Source organism: Streptomyces sp. NPDC049887, from assembly GCF_040656535.1.
Lineage (GTDB): Bacteria > Actinomycetota > Actinomycetes > Streptomycetales > Streptomycetaceae > Streptomyces.
On record NZ_JBFAMM010000003.1, the window covers coordinates 255,411 to 268,976 of the forward strand.

A 13,566-nucleotide genomic window follows, 5' to 3' on the forward strand; every position below is an offset into this window, starting at 1 on the left:
GTTCGGGGGCGGCCGGTGCGCGGTTCCCCGGCTGCGTGTCCGGATTACAGGGCGACACCCAGCAGGGCGTCCACGGCGCGCGACACCAGGCCGGGCGCGCCCTCGTCCGTACCGCCCTCGGCACGCTGGGTCTCGGCCCAGCGGTCCACGGCGGCGAGCGCCGCCGGCGCGTCCAGGTCGTCGGCCAGGGCGGCGCGGATCTCCTCCACGAGCGCGTCGGCGGAGGGCCCGTCGGGCCGGGAGACCGCCGCACGCCAGCGCCCGAGGCGCTCCACTGCCTCCTGGAGGATCTCGTCGGTCCACTCCCAGTCGGCACGGTAGTGGTGCGCCAGCAGCGCCAGCCGGATGGCGACCGGGTCCACGCCGTCACGGCGCAGCGCGGAGACGAAGACGAGGTTGCCCTTGGACTTGGACATCTTCTCGCCGTCCAGGGCGACCAGGCCGGCGTGCACATAGGCCTGGGCGAACGGGTGCTCACCGGTGAGGACCTGGGCGTGCGAGGCGCCCATCTCGTGGTGCGGGAAGGCGAGATCGGAGCCGCCGCCCTGCACGTCGAAACCCATGCCGAGGTGGTCGAGGGCGATGGCCACGCACTCGATGTGCCAGCCGGGCCGGCCGCGCCCGAGGCTGCCGCCGTCCCAGCTGGGCTCCCCTTCCCGGGCGGCCATCCACAGCATCGGGTCGAGCGGGTTCTTCTTGCCGACGCGGTCGGGATCGCCGCCGCGCTCCGCGGACAGGGCGCGCATCGCCTCCGCGTCGTAGTGCGACACCCCGCCGAAGTGGGGGTCGGACTCGACGGAGAAGTAGACGTCGCCGTCGAGTTCGTACGCGGCACCCGCGTCCCGGAGCCGCTCGACGAGCGGAACGATTCCCGGGATGGCCTCGACGGCGCCGATGTAGTGCCTCGGGGGCAGCATCCGCAACGCGGTCATGTCCTCGCGGAACAGGGCGGTCTCGCGCTCCGCGAGCTCGGTCCAGTCCTGGCCGTCGCGCTGGGCGCGCTCCAGCAGCGGGTCGTCCACGTCCGTGACGTTCTGGACGTAGTGAACCTGCCGCTTGGTGTCGAGCCACACGCGCTGGACGAGGTCGAACGCGTTGTAGGTCGCCGCGTGACCGATGTGGGTCGCGTCGTACGGGGTGATGCCGCAGACGTAGATACGGGCGACGGGACCGGGGGCGAGGGTGACGCGGCCGCCGGTCGCGGTGTCGTGGATCCGGAGGTCGCGGCCCTTGCCGGGCAGGGCGGGGACCTCGGAAGCGGGCCAGGCATGCATGTCATGAGCGTAACCGGATGCATGTTCCGGATACGAACCGGACGCCCTCTCTTGGCCGGTTAGGCGCTCTTGCGCCTGCCCCGGCCGTGGGATACGGGCTGCGGGTCGGTGCTCCTGCGGGCGCGGGCCGACCGGCACCCGGACGGCCCGGGGGCGGACCGGCGCGTGGGTTCGGCCCCTCGGCGGCCCCGCGACGCCGGCACCCGGCAGACGCACGGCGACGGCACCCGAGGGACCGGGCGGACCGCCCCGAGGGTCCTGGTCCCGCCTGTGCGGTCCCGACCCGCCCCGCGTGCCCTACACGGGCGGCCAGGGGATCGCGGGCCAGTTGCCCGCCGGCTCCGGGTGGTGGGCGCTCGTGCGCAGCGCCCTCACCCGGCCCCGCACGGCGGCCGTCTCACCCGGAGTGATCAGCTCGGACAAGCGCCCGGCCAGCGGTGCCCCCTCGTCCAGGGATGCGTCCAGGGCCTCGAGGACGGCCAGGGCCTCCTCCGTCAGCGGCTCCCCCGCCCAGCCCCACAGCAGGGTCCTCAGCCGGTCATCCACGTGGAACGTGACACCGTGGTCGATCGCGTACAGACGGCCGTCCGCAGCGGGAAGCAGATGCCCGCCCTTGCGGTCGCCGTTGTTGATCACGGCGTCGAGCACCGCGAGCCTGCGCAGCCGGGCGTCGTCCGCGTGCACCAGGAGTGCCGTGCGCCCCTCCCCCACCTCCGCGAGGCCGACCGCCTTCCAGCCGTCCTCCGGTTCGTCGCCGTCGACGAGGGCCAGGAGGGACTGCTCCGGATCGGCCTCGATCCACAGCTGGCACATGCCCTCGCCGTACGGCCCGTCACGGAGCACGGTGGGCGGTACCAGCCCCCATCCGGTGGCCTCGGACAACTCGTAGGCGGCCACCTCGCGCCGGGCCAGCGTGCCGTCGGGGAAGTCCCACAGCGGGCGCTCTCCGGCGACGGGCTTGTAGACGCAGTGCACCTGCCTGCCGTCGAGGGCGACGCTGCAGTACAGCGCGGCGTTGGACGCCTCGCGGATACGGCCGCGCACGGTGATCTCGCCCCGGGTCAGGAGTTCCAGGTGCCCGTCGTGCGCGGTCACGCTCCGCGGCGGTATCCGTTCTGGCGCGGGCATACGTGTCCCTCCGGGTCGAGCGGCAGGCTGCACAGCGGGCAAGGCGGCCGGCCCGCGTTGACGACGTCCAGCGCGCGCTTGGCGAAGGCCCTCGCCTGCGCGCCGGTCAGCCGCACGCGCAGCATCGGCGGACCGTTCTCCTCGTCCTGCAACAGCCGCTCCTCGGCCTCCGCGAGGTCCTCCTCGGAGTCCGCGTCCAGCTCCACCAGGGCCTGGGCCTCGACGATCATGCGCTGTTCCTCGCCGTCCCAGGCCAGCGCCATCGTCCCGACCCGGAACTCCTCCTCGACGGGCGCGTCGAGCGGTGCGGTGTCGGCGATGTCCGTCGGGGCGACGGCCGGGACGGGGGCGTTGCCCCCGGTGCGCCGCACCACCTCGTCGAGCAGTTCGTCGATCCGCTCGGCGAGCGCGGCCACCTGGGTCTTCTCCAGAGCGACGCTGGTCACCCGCCCCCCTGCGGAAGCCTGCAGGAAGAACGTACGACGTCCAGGCAGCCCGACCGTGCCGGCCACGAAACGCTCCGGCGGGTCGTACAGGAACACCTGACGGGTCACGTCCTGCTCCCTTGGAATCAGAGGATCTTCGGTGTCGGAAGCGGGCTTCCGGGGTTCGGCCCGTCCACCCTACTGCGCCCGGCGATCACGGTGCGCCCGCGCCGCCGCCGACCACCGCCGACCCGTCCGCCCCGCCCTCACGGGGCTCGTTCACGTTCTCGCGCGGCCGGAGGGAGTCCAGGTCACCCGTGTCGCCGAGCCTCAGCAGGAACGGCCGCAGACGGGTGTACCGGATCGCGGTCAGCGAGCACGGTTCGACGTGGATCCGCTGGAAGAGGTCGAGGTGCATGCCGAGGGCGTCCGCCACCACGGACTTGATCACGTCGCCGTGGGAGCACATCACGTACAGGGCGTCCTCGCCGTGCTCCCGCTCGATCCGGGCGTTCCAGTCCCGCACGGCGTCGACGGCCCGGCCCTGCATGGCCCGCATCGACTCGCCGCCGGGGAACGCCGCGGCGGACGGGTGCCGCTGGACCACCTCCATCAGCGGCTCCCCGGCCAGTTCCGTCAGCTTGCGGCCGGACCACTCTCCGTAGTGGCACTCGCCGATCCGCTCGTCGCTGTGCAGCGGAAGACCCGGCCGTGCGTCGAGCAGCGGCTGCAGGGTCTCCCGGCAGCGCTGCAACGGACTGGTGACGGCGGCCACCAGGGGGATCGCGGCGAGCCGGGCGGGCAGGGCGGCCGCCTGCGCGGTGCCGCGCTCGTCGAGCGCGATGCCCGGCGTCCAGCCGGCCAGCACCCCCGCGGTGTTGGCGGTGGACCGTCCGTGGCGTACGAGGATCAACGTGGCCATGCCGGCCAGCCTAAGGGCTGTCCCGTGCTCCCCGGCGGGCGCACGACGACGGCCGCGGCACCTCGCACCGCGTTGTCGGACCGACCGAGCACGCCCGGTACGAGGACCACCCTCCGCCGTGCGGTGCATCGCGTCCGACGCCGCGCGCCGCTCCGCCGGTGATGACGGGACAGCCCCGGGACGTGTCCGGGGAGCGGGTGCGTCGTTCGCCGGGAGCGCTCGCCGGGCGGCTCGTCCGGCGCCCCCTCCGGCGCGAAGTGAGCGGTGCGCCCCGACGGTTCGCGCCGCCGACGTGCGCGCGGGGCGCGAGGGCGGAAGAATGCGCGCCGTGATCGTGGACTGCGCCATCTACCGGGACGGCCGCCGGACCGAGGGCCCCGAGGATCTCTCCGACGCGCTGGCACTGGCCCGCACGTCGGGGAACTCATTCCTGTGGATCGGGCTGCACGAGCCGAACGAAGCGGAGTTCGACCGCGTCAGCAGTGAGTTCGGGCTGCATCCGCTGGCGGTCGAGGACGCCCTCAAAGCCCACCAGCGGCCGAAGCTGGAGGTCTACGACGACTCGTTGTTCGTGGTCCTCAAGCCCGTCGTGTACGAGCCGGAGTCGGACACGGTCAGCGCCGACGAGGTGATGGTCTTCGTCGGCGACTGCTTCGTCGTGACGGTGCGGCACGGCGAGGCCGCGCCCCTCGGGGCGGTGCGACGGCGGCTGGAAGCCGACCCGGACGTCCTGCGCCACGGTCCGACGACCGTGCTGTACGCCGTCAGCGACACCGTCGTGGACCACTACATCGAGGTGGCCGCCGAGCTCCAGGTGGATCTGGAGGAGCTGGAGGCCGCCGTCTTCGCGCCCGCCGGCGACACCCGGCACACGGCTGCCAAGATCTACGGCTTCAAGCGGCAGGTACTCGAGTTCCGGCGGGCGACCGGGCCGCTGGCCGCGCCGATGGCCAAGCTCGCCGGTGGGTCGGTGCCCTTCGTGGACGAGCACTCCCAGCCGTTCTTCCGCGACGTCAACGACCATCTCACGCGTGCCAACGAGCAGGTGGACGGACTGGACCGGCTGCTGTCCGACGTGCTGTCCGCCCACCTCGCGCAGACGGGCGTGCGGCAGAACGACGACATGCGCAAGATCTCCGCCTGGGCCGCCATGGCGGCGGTGCCGACGCTGGTCGCCGGCGTCTACGGCATGAACTTCGAGCACATGCCCGAGCTGACCTGGAAGTGGGGCTATCCGGCCGCGATCGCCCTGATGGTCCTCGTGGTCTACGGGCTGCACCGGCTCTTCAAGCGACGCGGCTGGCTCTGAGTGCTGTCCCGCGGTCCCTGTGGGACAGCACTCGGACACGTTGCCCGGTGTGCCCGTGCCGTCGTTCCGGGCCGGCCGCGTGCGGGCGCCCGGAACGATGTGGAGGTCGGCGCCGGAACGCCGCGAGGTCCACCGGCGTCGGCTCCGGGCCCCGCCGGGCCTCAGACGACCGGGGCCGTGGTCGCGGGACCGCCGAGGGCGTCGCGGCGCTCGGGCATCCTGAGCGCGACCATGCGCCGCCAGCCTCCGGCGCGTTCGAAGGCGTACAGGGCGTGGATGCCGCCGGCGAGCACCGCCGACTTGGCCCTGGGCCAGTTCAGGATCCGCCCCATGTGGGACATGACCGCGAGGCTGACGTCCCGGTAGACGGCGATCTCGGTGAGGGCGCACTCGCGCAGGGTGCCCTGGATGGCTCGGCCGTGCCCGGCTCGGGCGAGGCGGAGCAGTTCCTCGTGGCAGTAGGCGAGGTGGTTGTCCTCGTCGTTGCAGATCTGCTTGACGGCCCTGCCGACCTCGGGGTGGTCGCCGAAGAACCGCACCAGCATGTCCATCTGGTCGGCGGCGCGCTGCTCGGTGACCCGGCTGTGGGAGAGGTAGACGACGATGTCCCGCTCGGTGAGCCGCTCGTCGCGGCGCAGCTTCTCGTGCGCCAGCCCGATGCCCTGCTGCTCCAGGAGCATCGTGTAGTCGGTCTCGGGCGGGACGTCGACCGGGGCCAGGCCCCGCTTCCTGAGCAGGGCGTCGAAGATCCGGCCGTGCTTTTCCTCGTCCGCGCCGTGCCGGGTGATCTTCGGCGCGAGCGCCCGCATGGTGTCGGGCACGAGCGCGGCGATACGGCCGTTCTCCCAGCCTCCCTGGGCCTCGCCGCTGGCCGCGATCGAACAGAAGAGCTGGTACGAATCGTCGTTCTCGAGGATTTCCTGGAAAAGGCTTCGGGCCGAGAGCATCACTGCCACCTCCGTGAGGCACCCCGTGGGCGACGGGCGTCCGCAGAGAACGAGTCAAATGCGGACCGGACCGACAGGCAACAGGTGAGCGGGGCGACTCCGCCGAAAGAAGGATCACAGGGGCGCAGCGCCCCCGGCAGGCGCGCGGGGCCTCTCCCCGCCGGCGGCGCACGACGGGCGCGGACCGGTGGCGACGACGCCCGACGCCGGCGTCTCGCCGATGCACCGGGTCCGGGGCGTGACCGAGGACGGGCTGCGGCGTTAGACCTCGTGACGGCCGTGGCGGGGATGACCCCGAGCCCCCACCACGGCCGCAGGCATGTCCGGCGCCGTCCGCGACGGACGGACGGGTGACCGGCGGCCCGTCAGGCGAGTCCGGCGCGCTCCAGGGCCTCGGTGCCCGCCCGCAGGGCGGTCAGCCGCTCGTCCAGGGTGAAGCCGGCCGGGGCGAGGGTCAGGGTGGTCACTCCGGCGGCGGCGTAGGCCCGCATGCGGTCCGCGATCCGGTCCACGGTGCCCAGCAGGGCGGTGGAGTCGATCAGCTCGTGCGGCACGGCCGCCGCCGCTCCGGCCTTGTCCCCGGAGAGGTACTTGTCCTGGATCTCCGCGGCTTCCTTCTCGTAGCCCATGCGCTGGGCCAGTTGGTTGTAGAAGTTCTGCTTGCGGCTGCCCATCCCGCCGACGTAGAGCGCCGTGTACGGGCGGAACGTGTCGGCGAGGGCCCGGACGTCGTCACCGACCGCGAGCGGCACCGTGGGGCAGACGTCGAAGCCGTCCATCGTCTTCCCCGCCTTCTCGCGGCCCGCGCGGATGTACCGGATCGCGGTGTCCTCCAGGTGCTCGGCGGAGGGGAAGATCAGCAGTGCGCCGTCGGCGATCTCACCGGTCTGCTCCAGGTTCTTGGGGCCGATGGCGGCGATGTACAGCGGGATGCGCTCGCGCTCGGGGTGGACGGTGAGCTTGATGGGCTTGCCCGGACCGCCGGGGAGCGGCAGCGTCCAGTGCTCGCCCTCGTACGTCAGGCGCTCGCGGGTCATCGCCTTGCGGACGATCTCGACGTACTCGCGGGTGCGGGCGAGGGGCTTGTCGAACTTGACGCCGTACCAGCCCTCCGACACCTGCGGTCCCGAGACGCCGAGGCCGAGGCGGAACCGCCCGCCGGAGAGCGAGTCCAGGGTGGCGGCGGTCATCGCCGTCATCGCGGGCTGGCGGGCGGGGATCTGGAGGATCGCGGAGCCCACGTCGATGCTCTCGGTCTGGGCGGCGACCCAGGAGAGGACCGTCGGCGCGTCGGAGCCGTACGCTTCGGCGGCCCAGCAGACGTCGTAGCCGAGACGGTCCGCCTCCTGGGCGACGGCGAGGTTGTCGCCGTCCATGCCCGCGCCCCAGTAGCCGAGGTTGATGCCCAGCCGCATACCGCTCCCCTTTACCGCTCCGTGTGCTTCGGATGTGCCGATTTACCGACGAGTAACGTCCTTGTCGCGGACTCTAGCGCGGGGAACGGCGTCGCGTCAGGGGTGGTCCGGTGGCGGCTTCGCGGGCGAGTTGTCCACAGGGTCGCTCCGGGTGGGGCCGTGGCCAGTAATCTCGCGCCATGGAGCAGAGGCAACTCGGCCGTACCGGCCTGCGCGTGTCCCGGATCGGGCTCGGCACCCTCACCTGGGGGCGGGACACCGGCGAGCACGACGCTGCCGACCAGTTGAAGGCCTTCTGGGACGCGGGCGGCACGCTGGTCGACACGGCGGACGTGTACGGCGGCGGAGAGGCGGAGTACCTGCTCGGCCGCCTGGTGGAGCGGCTGGTACCGCGGCGCGATCTGGTCATCGCCACGAAGGCCGGCAGCGTGCTCGATCCCGCGCGGCGGTTCGACGGCTCGCGCGGTCATCTGCTGACGGCCCTGGACGCCTCGCTGGAGCGGCTGGGCACCGACCACGTGGACCTGTGGCAGGTGCACGGCTTCGACCCGCACACACCGCTGGAGGAGACGCTCCAGGCGCTCGACATCGCGGTGAACAGCGGCCGTGCGCGCTACGCGGGGGTGTCGGGCTTCTGCGGCTGGCAGCTCGCGAAGGCCGCCACGTGGCAGCTGGCCGTGCCGGGCACACGGACCCGTCTCGCCGGCACGCAGATGGAGTACTCGCTGCTGCAGCGCGGCGTCGAGCGGGAGGTGCTGCCCGCGGCGCGGGACCTCGGCGTGGGGCTGCTGCCGTCGTCCCCGCTGGGCCGCGGGGTGCTCACGGGCAAGTATCGGCACGCGACGCCCGCGGACTCGCGCGGGGCGTCGGAGCAGCTGGCCGCCTTCGTGGAGCCGTACCTGGACGAGTCGGCGACGCGCATCGTGGACGCGGTCGTCACGGCGGCGGACGGGCTGGCGACGACTCCGCTCGAAGTGGCGCTCGCCTGGGTCCGCGACCGGCCGGGCGTGGTGGCGCCGATCGTCGGCGCCCGCAGCGCGCAGCAGCTCACTCAGGCGTTGTCAGTGGAGGGCCTTAGTCTTCCTGACGAGATCTGCCGGGCGCTGGACGACGTTTCGGCGCCCGTGCACCGCTATCCCGATCAGGACTGGAGCACGCTGTGACTGCGCTTCCCGGGGCGAGCCCCGGCACCCCCGCCGAGGACCACGCGTCCGAGGACCACGCGTCCGAGGACCACGCGTCCGGGGACTCAGGTCCGGGGACTCCCGTCACCGCGGAACGGCCGGGTGCCGGGACCGAGCCGGAACGGGTGCCCGGTGCCGCGGCGGACGGCGGGGACGGGCCTCGGCCCGACGAGGCGGCGGACGGCGAAGGAAGCGCTGAGGGCTCCTCCGCCGAGGAGCCCCCCGGGGCCGGGGGCGCCGTCGACGGAGAGGCCGGGGTGTCCGAGGCCCAGGCGGAGCTGGCCGCGCAGCGGGAGCTGCGGTCACGGATCGAGAAGCGCAAGGCCGAGAAGGCCGGGCCGATCGCGGCCGGCGGGAAGCTGAGCGGTACCGCGGCCGATCTGCTGGCGGCGGTGCGGGCCGTGGAGAGCGGCGCCGAACCGTCGGGCAGCACGCCGGCCTCGTCCTTCGAGGCACCCGCCGCGCCGAGGAGGCCGGCTCCGACGTCGGTGGCCGGGCAGGGGCGGCCGGTGGTACCGGCGCCGTCCGGGCCGGCACGGCCGCAGGTCGGCCCGGGCTCGGTGGCGGCCGTGCTGGAGGTCCTGGTGGAGGGCGGTGCGCCGGAGGGCCTGGCCGCGCGGGTCGCCGCGGTGCTCGGTGAGCAGGCCGCCGACGCGCTCCGGGAGGACCCCTGGCGGCTGCTGGCGGTGCCCGGGGTGCAGCCGGAGCAGGCGGACGGTTTCGCCCGGGCCCTGCTGGGCGCGGAGTGCCGGCCGGACGACGGCCGGCGGGCCGCGGCCCTGGTCGGCTGGCTGCTGGAGCGGGCCGCGCTCCGGGGTCACACGGCTCAGGACTCCGCGGCGGTGCGTGCGGCGCTCGCCGGACACTCGGTGCCGGACCCGGACGAGGCCGTGCGGCACGCCGTCGCCGAGGGGGTCGTGCTGGTCTTCCAGGACGGCGTCGACGACGGGGAGCCGGGGGAGGTCGTGGGCCCCGCCGGGCCCGAGGAGCACGGGGCGCCGGAGGCCGGGGAGGACTCCGGGCCGCCGGAACCGGTCCCGGTGCTGCTGGGCCTGGACCGGTACGCCCTGGCGGAGGAGAGCCTCGCCGACGGTCTGGCCCGGCTGGTCAGGACCGCGCAGCCGACGTCCTGGGAGGAGGCCGCCGGGGCCGCCGGGACACCGTCGGCCTCTGAGCTGGTGCGCGCCGCCGCCGGGCACGGCCTGGTCGCGCACACGGGTGGCGAGGCGGCCCGCGCCGAGCCGGCCGCGCTGGTGGAGGCCGCCCGCGCCCTCGGTCTGCGGGCGGTCGCCGCCGCGCACAGCGAGAACGGCCGGCGCGGGCCGGCTGCCGGCGCGGTGACCGTACAGGGGCTGCTCTCCGGCGCCGAGGGCCCCGGCCGGGACGAGGACGGGACGCTGGCCGTGGATCTGCTCGCGGTCCTCGACGCGCCGCAGCTCGACGTCGAGACCGCGGCCGTGCTGGTGGAGTCCTTGCCGGACGGCTGCCGGCTGGTGCTGAGCGGGGACCCGGGCGTGCTGTGGTCGGCGGGTGCGGGTCGGGTGTTCGCTGACGTACTGGCCGCCCGCGTGTGCCCGGTCGTCGCCTCCCGCACGCCCGATCCCGGGCCACTGGGCGAGCTGGTGTCCGGGATCGGTGTCGGCGAACTCACCCCGGTCGAGGCCCCCGGCAAGGAGGTCGTGATCGTTCCGGTGCGGGACGCCGGCGAGGCCGTTCACCGTACGGTCCAGCTGGTCGCCGACTCGGTGCCGAGGGCGATCGGGGTGCCGTCGGCCGACACCCAGGTCATCACGGTCGGCCACGGCGGTTCCGCGGGCACGAGGGCGCTCAACGCCGCCCTGAAGGAGCGGTTCAACCCCGGACCCGGCCGATTCGGCGGTTTCGACCCGGCCGACCGCGTCGCCTACGCCCCGGCCCCCGGACGGACCCTGACCGGCACGGTGGTCTCGGCGGACGCGGAGGGGCTGCGCCTCGACTGCCAGGGCACCGCCGTCCTCGTCGCCAGGGACCTCGTGGAGTCGACGCTCCGGCACGGCTGGGCGCTCACGGCGCACCAGGCGGCCGGAATGCGCTGGCCCGCGGTCGTCGTGGTGCTGCCGGGGGACGCTGCACAGGGGCTCAGCCGCCCCTGGGTCTACACGGCGTTCAGCCGCGGGGAGCGCCATCTGTCCGTGGTCCACGGAGTGGAGCAGGCCCTGCCGCGAGCGGTTGCCGAGATCCCGTCCGAGGACCGGACGACCCGGCTGCGCCCGCTACTGGAGAGCCTGCTCGCGCCGGGCGCCGAGGCCGCCGGCGCCTGAGCGGACTCGGCGCTGCGACGCGGTGCGATACGGAGCGGCGCCCCGGCGATGGAGCTCACCCGGGTATCAGCGACCGCCCCACCGGGCACCGCCGCCGCGCCCGCACGCCCCCGTACGCACCCGGGCGCGGGGTTCCCTCACCCGGGTGCTCCGCACGGCGCCACGAGGCCCCGTCCCGAAAACGGACGGCACCCCCGCGGCCCGTGCGCGGTGTCCCTCTCGCTGCCGGGCGCGCCGGCACGACGGCGCCCGGGTGAGCCTCGGCCGGCGGCCGAGCACCGCCGTGAACGGCCTCGCGGAGGGAGGTCGGAAGGGGGACGGGGCACCCTGGCGCGCGCCGTGACCGCCCGGCCGCGGACACGGGCGGCCGCCGGCCCGGCTTCCGCCCGCGCCGCACGGTGCGACCCGCACGGAGACGGGCGATCTCCGCGCGGGGCCTCGCGCCGGGCGGTTCCGCCTACGCGGAGTGGAGGTCGTCCAGGTCCTCCTCGTCGAAGACGGCACTGACGTCGAAGCGGCAGACGACGCGCTCCGGGTCCGCCTGGTCGAAGGGCGTGCTGAGCCATTCGCCGGGCTCGGGGAGTTCGTCGGCGGCGGAGACCCACAGGGTGGAGTCGCCCTCCTCCAGACCGAACTCCTTGTGCCGCGACGCGATCTCGTCCGGCTCGAACTCGCCGAACAGTACCCCCAACGCGGCGTGCACGCTCGCCCCCACGACCGCCGCGGACCCGTCGTCCGCGGTCTCGTCCCGGTCGAGATCCGCGACCCGCTGGGCCTGTGCGAGCAGCCGCTGAGGCTCCACGACGGCGTAGTCGCGGCGGATGAGAACACTCAGCGCGTTCGGTTCGTCCGGTCCCGTGTACGGCGGCATCGAGTCGTCCGCACCGGGGATCTCGAAGGGGGTGACCTCGTCGTAGCGGTCGTACAGCCGCTCGTCGTACGCCTCGGCCGCGGCGGCAAGGGCGTTGAAGGCCGCGTACACCGCCGGGTCGTCCTCTCCCGTGCGGCGTTCGACCGCTTCGAGGTGGCGGTCCAGCGCGGCTTTGACCGCTTCGGCGGCGGCGCGGACCTCGGCAGCCGTGGGCTGCGCAGGAGCGGATGCATCAGACATAGTGCAGACGCTATCCGTACTCGGCCCGTGCCCGCACAATAGATGCGATGCCGGAATACGAATTTGTCGACGTGTACGTGCCTCGCGGGATCTCTCGCGAGGAGGCCACCCGTCTGCTGACCGACCATGCCGAATACGGACACTGGGAGTTGGACAGGCTGACTCTCCTCCGTGACGGCAGCCGCCGCGTGCGGCTCCGCCGTCGCATCATCCGTCAGGTGCGCGCCACTTGGTGAGCGTCCGCCGCACGAAGGACGGAGCGGGCCCGCGGTCGCGGGTCCGCTCCGTTGTGCCATCGTGCCGTCACACGGAGGCACGGGCCTTGCGGTAGAGGAGCGCTCCGCCGAGCAGCAGGCCGGCGGCCGCGGATGCCCCCAGACCGAGCGTGCCGGCCCCGGTCCGGGCGAGCTCCTCGGTGGCGTTGGGCGGTGTGACGGTGTTGGCACCCGGCGTGTTCGGAGCGGTGGGCTCACCCGGCGTACCCGGCTCACCCGGCGTACCCGGCTCACCCGGCGTACCCGGCTCGCCCGGCGTACCCGGCTCACCGGGCGTCCCGGGCTCCCCCGGTTCTCCGGGCTCACCAGGCTCCCCGGGCTCACCAGGCTCCCCGGGCTCTCCCGGCTCCCCCGGGTTCCCGCCGCCGTTGCCGCACTCGTTGCCGAACGCGCCGTTGCCGAGGCCGCCGATCGTCACGCTGTTGCCGCAGGCGTTCACGGGCACGTGGACGGGCACCTGGACGGTGTTGCCGGAGCCGACGCCGGGAGAGTTCGACGTGGCGCCCTCGGCGTGGGCGCCGCCGTCGCCGTCGTCCCCCGAGGTGTTGGCGCAGCCGTTGCCGAACGCCGGGTTCAGCGCGCCGATGACGTTGACGGTGTTGCCGCAGACGTTGACCGGGACATGGACCGGCACCTGGACCGTGTTCCCGGAGAGCACGCCCGGGGAGTCGGAGGCGCCGCCGTGGGCCCCCGCGCCACCGTGCGCGTGTGCGTGGCCGCCGCCGAGGACGAGCACGCCGCCCGCGGCCGCCACGGTGATCAGGCCCTTGCGCGTGACCTGTCGCATAGCTGGTTCCTGCCTTCTGACGTCAGGACTGCCCCGGGCACCGTGCCCGGGAGCGGGGTGAATGCAGGCGGCCCCGAAGCGCACGGCGTGCACTTCGGGGCCGCCGGGTCAGACCCTCACAGGGGCGAGACGCAACGTCAGTCGTTGACGCAGACGTTGCCGAAGGCCGGGTTCAGCAGACCGATCACGGAGATCGTGTTGCCACAGACGTTCACCGGCACGTGGACGGGTGCCTGCACGACGTTGCCCGAAAGCACGCCGGGGGAGTTCACGGCGGCGCCCTGGGCACCCGAATCGGCGACGGCCATGCCCGCACCCGCGAGAACCAGACCACCAGTGGCAGCCGCAGCAGCGACGACCTTCTTGATCATTATTCCTCCTAGTTGGCAATGCGATCCCAACTGCGGACCGCACACCTGTAACGAGGAGGGGTTAATGGGGCTACTAGCCTATGAGCCCATTCACCCTTTTCAGTCAAATACGCACGCG

13 protein-coding genes are annotated in these 13,566 nt (G+C 73.8%); 4 read left to right on the forward strand and 9 right to left on the reverse strand.

Annotated features, from left to right (window positions below; translation table 11 throughout):
• Nucleotides 1–44: 44 nt before the first annotated feature.
• The 4 genes from mshC to AB0J10_RS05345 form a co-directional block, all read right to left on the reverse strand.
• Nucleotides 45–1,274, reverse strand: a complete 1,230-nt coding sequence (gene mshC / locus AB0J10_RS05330) for a cysteine--1-D-myo-inosityl 2-amino-2-deoxy-alpha-D-glucopyranoside ligase (protein ID WP_363058001.1) — start codon at nt 1,272–1,274, stop codon at nt 45–47.
• A 297-nt stretch (nt 1,275–1,571) separates the two neighbouring features.
• Nucleotides 1,572–2,402, reverse strand: coding sequence for an SCO1664 family protein (locus tag AB0J10_RS05335; RefSeq protein ID WP_363058003.1), 831 nt, complete (start codon nt 2,400–2,402; stop codon nt 1,572–1,574).
• Entirely contained in the window at nt 2,366–2,956 is a 591-nt protein-coding gene (locus AB0J10_RS05340) for a DUF3090 domain-containing protein (RefSeq protein ID WP_283295404.1), read from the reverse strand. The genes AB0J10_RS05335 and AB0J10_RS05340 overlap by 37 nt, the downstream gene beginning before the upstream one ends.
• 85 nt (nt 2,957–3,041) lie before the next feature.
• Entirely contained in the window at nt 3,042–3,749 is a 708-nt protein-coding gene (locus tag AB0J10_RS05345; protein ID WP_363058005.1) for a histidine phosphatase family protein, read from the reverse strand.
• A 319-nt stretch (nt 3,750–4,068) separates the two neighbouring features.
• On the opposite strand from AB0J10_RS05345, the gene corA reads away from it, so the two are divergent.
• Nucleotides 4,069–5,058, forward strand: coding sequence for a magnesium/cobalt transporter CorA (gene corA / locus AB0J10_RS05350; RefSeq protein ID WP_363058007.1), 990 nt, complete (start codon nt 4,069–4,071; stop codon nt 5,056–5,058).
• 161 nt (nt 5,059–5,219) lie between these two features.
• Here the strand turns inward: corA and AB0J10_RS05355 are convergent, their stop codons facing one another.
• Nucleotides 5,220–6,005 carry a ferritin-like domain-containing protein gene (locus AB0J10_RS05355; protein WP_363058009.1) on the reverse strand — a complete coding sequence of 262 codons (786 nt, stop codon included), beginning with the start codon at nt 6,003–6,005 and terminating at the stop codon, nt 5,220–5,222.
• Nucleotides 6,006–6,370: 365 nt separating this feature from the next.
• Nucleotides 6,371–7,420, reverse strand: a complete 1,050-nt coding sequence (locus AB0J10_RS05360) for an LLM class F420-dependent oxidoreductase (RefSeq protein WP_363058011.1) — start codon at nt 7,418–7,420, stop codon at nt 6,371–6,373.
• A gap of 179 nt (nt 7,421–7,599) precedes the next feature.
• Between AB0J10_RS05360 and AB0J10_RS05365 the strand changes: the two genes are divergently transcribed.
• Both AB0J10_RS05365 and AB0J10_RS05370 read left to right on the forward strand, forming a co-directional pair.
• Nucleotides 7,600–8,583, forward strand: a complete 984-nt coding sequence (locus tag AB0J10_RS05365; protein ID WP_363058013.1) for an aldo/keto reductase — start codon at nt 7,600–7,602, stop codon at nt 8,581–8,583.
• Nucleotides 8,580–10,904 carry a helix-hairpin-helix domain-containing protein gene (locus AB0J10_RS05370; protein WP_363058015.1) on the forward strand — a complete coding sequence of 775 codons (2,325 nt, stop codon included), beginning with the start codon at nt 8,580–8,582 and terminating at the stop codon, nt 10,902–10,904. Before AB0J10_RS05365 ends, AB0J10_RS05370 begins: the two co-directional genes overlap by 4 nt.
• A gap of 457 nt (nt 10,905–11,361) precedes the next feature.
• Here AB0J10_RS05370 and AB0J10_RS05375 read toward each other — a convergent pair whose 3' ends face one another.
• Nucleotides 11,362–12,015, reverse strand: a complete 654-nt coding sequence (locus AB0J10_RS05375; protein WP_363058017.1) for a hypothetical protein — start codon at nt 12,013–12,015, stop codon at nt 11,362–11,364.
• Nucleotides 12,016–12,062: 47 nt separating this feature from the next.
• On the opposite strand from AB0J10_RS05375, the gene AB0J10_RS05380 reads away from it, so the two are divergent.
• Entirely contained in the window at nt 12,063–12,251 is a 189-nt protein-coding gene (locus AB0J10_RS05380; RefSeq protein ID WP_363058019.1) for a DUF5703 family protein, read from the forward strand.
• A gap of 67 nt (nt 12,252–12,318) precedes the next feature.
• Here the strand turns inward: AB0J10_RS05380 and AB0J10_RS05385 are convergent, their stop codons facing one another.
• Together AB0J10_RS05385 and chpH are read right to left on the reverse strand one after the other, a co-directional pair.
• Nucleotides 12,319–13,077: a chaplin gene (locus AB0J10_RS05385; RefSeq protein WP_363058021.1), complete on the reverse strand. Its 759-nt coding sequence runs from the start codon at nt 13,075–13,077 to the stop codon at nt 12,319–12,321.
• Nucleotides 13,078–13,214: 137 nt separating this feature from the next.
• Nucleotides 13,215–13,448, reverse strand: coding sequence for a chaplin ChpH (gene chpH, locus AB0J10_RS05390; RefSeq protein WP_138056170.1), 234 nt, complete (start codon nt 13,446–13,448; stop codon nt 13,215–13,217).
• Nucleotides 13,449–13,566 lie beyond the last annotated feature (118 nt).

Coding starts and splice junctions, on each gene's coding strand:
- AB0J10_RS05345 (WP_363058005.1), bottom strand. CDS start 3,749: ATGGCCACGTTGATCCTCGTACGCCACGGACGGTCCACCGCCAACACC.
- AB0J10_RS05335 (WP_363058003.1), bottom strand. CDS start 2,402: ATGCCCGCGCCAGAACGGATACCGCCGCGGAGCGTGACCGCGCACGAC.
- AB0J10_RS05355 (WP_363058009.1), bottom strand. CDS start 6,005: ATGCTCTCGGCCCGAAGCCTTTTCCAGGAAATCCTCGAGAACGACGAT.
- mshC (WP_363058001.1), bottom strand. CDS start 1,274: ATGCATGCCTGGCCCGCTTCCGAGGTCCCCGCCCTGCCCGGCAAGGGC.
- AB0J10_RS05380 (WP_363058019.1), top strand. CDS start 12,063: ATGCCGGAATACGAATTTGTCGACGTGTACGTGCCTCGCGGGATCTCT.
- corA (WP_363058007.1), top strand. CDS start 4,069: ATGCGCGCCGTGATCGTGGACTGCGCCATCTACCGGGACGGCCGCCGG.
- AB0J10_RS05375 (WP_363058017.1), bottom strand. CDS start 12,015: ATGTCTGATGCATCCGCTCCTGCGCAGCCCACGGCTGCCGAGGTCCGC.
- AB0J10_RS05365 (WP_363058013.1), top strand. CDS start 7,600: ATGGAGCAGAGGCAACTCGGCCGTACCGGCCTGCGCGTGTCCCGGATC.
- chpH (WP_138056170.1), bottom strand. CDS start 13,448: ATGATCAAGAAGGTCGTCGCTGCTGCGGCTGCCACTGGTGGTCTGGTT.
- AB0J10_RS05385 (WP_363058021.1), bottom strand. CDS start 13,077: ATGCGACAGGTCACGCGCAAGGGCCTGATCACCGTGGCGGCCGCGGGC.
- AB0J10_RS05360 (WP_363058011.1), bottom strand. CDS start 7,420: ATGCGGCTGGGCATCAACCTCGGCTACTGGGGCGCGGGCATGGACGGC.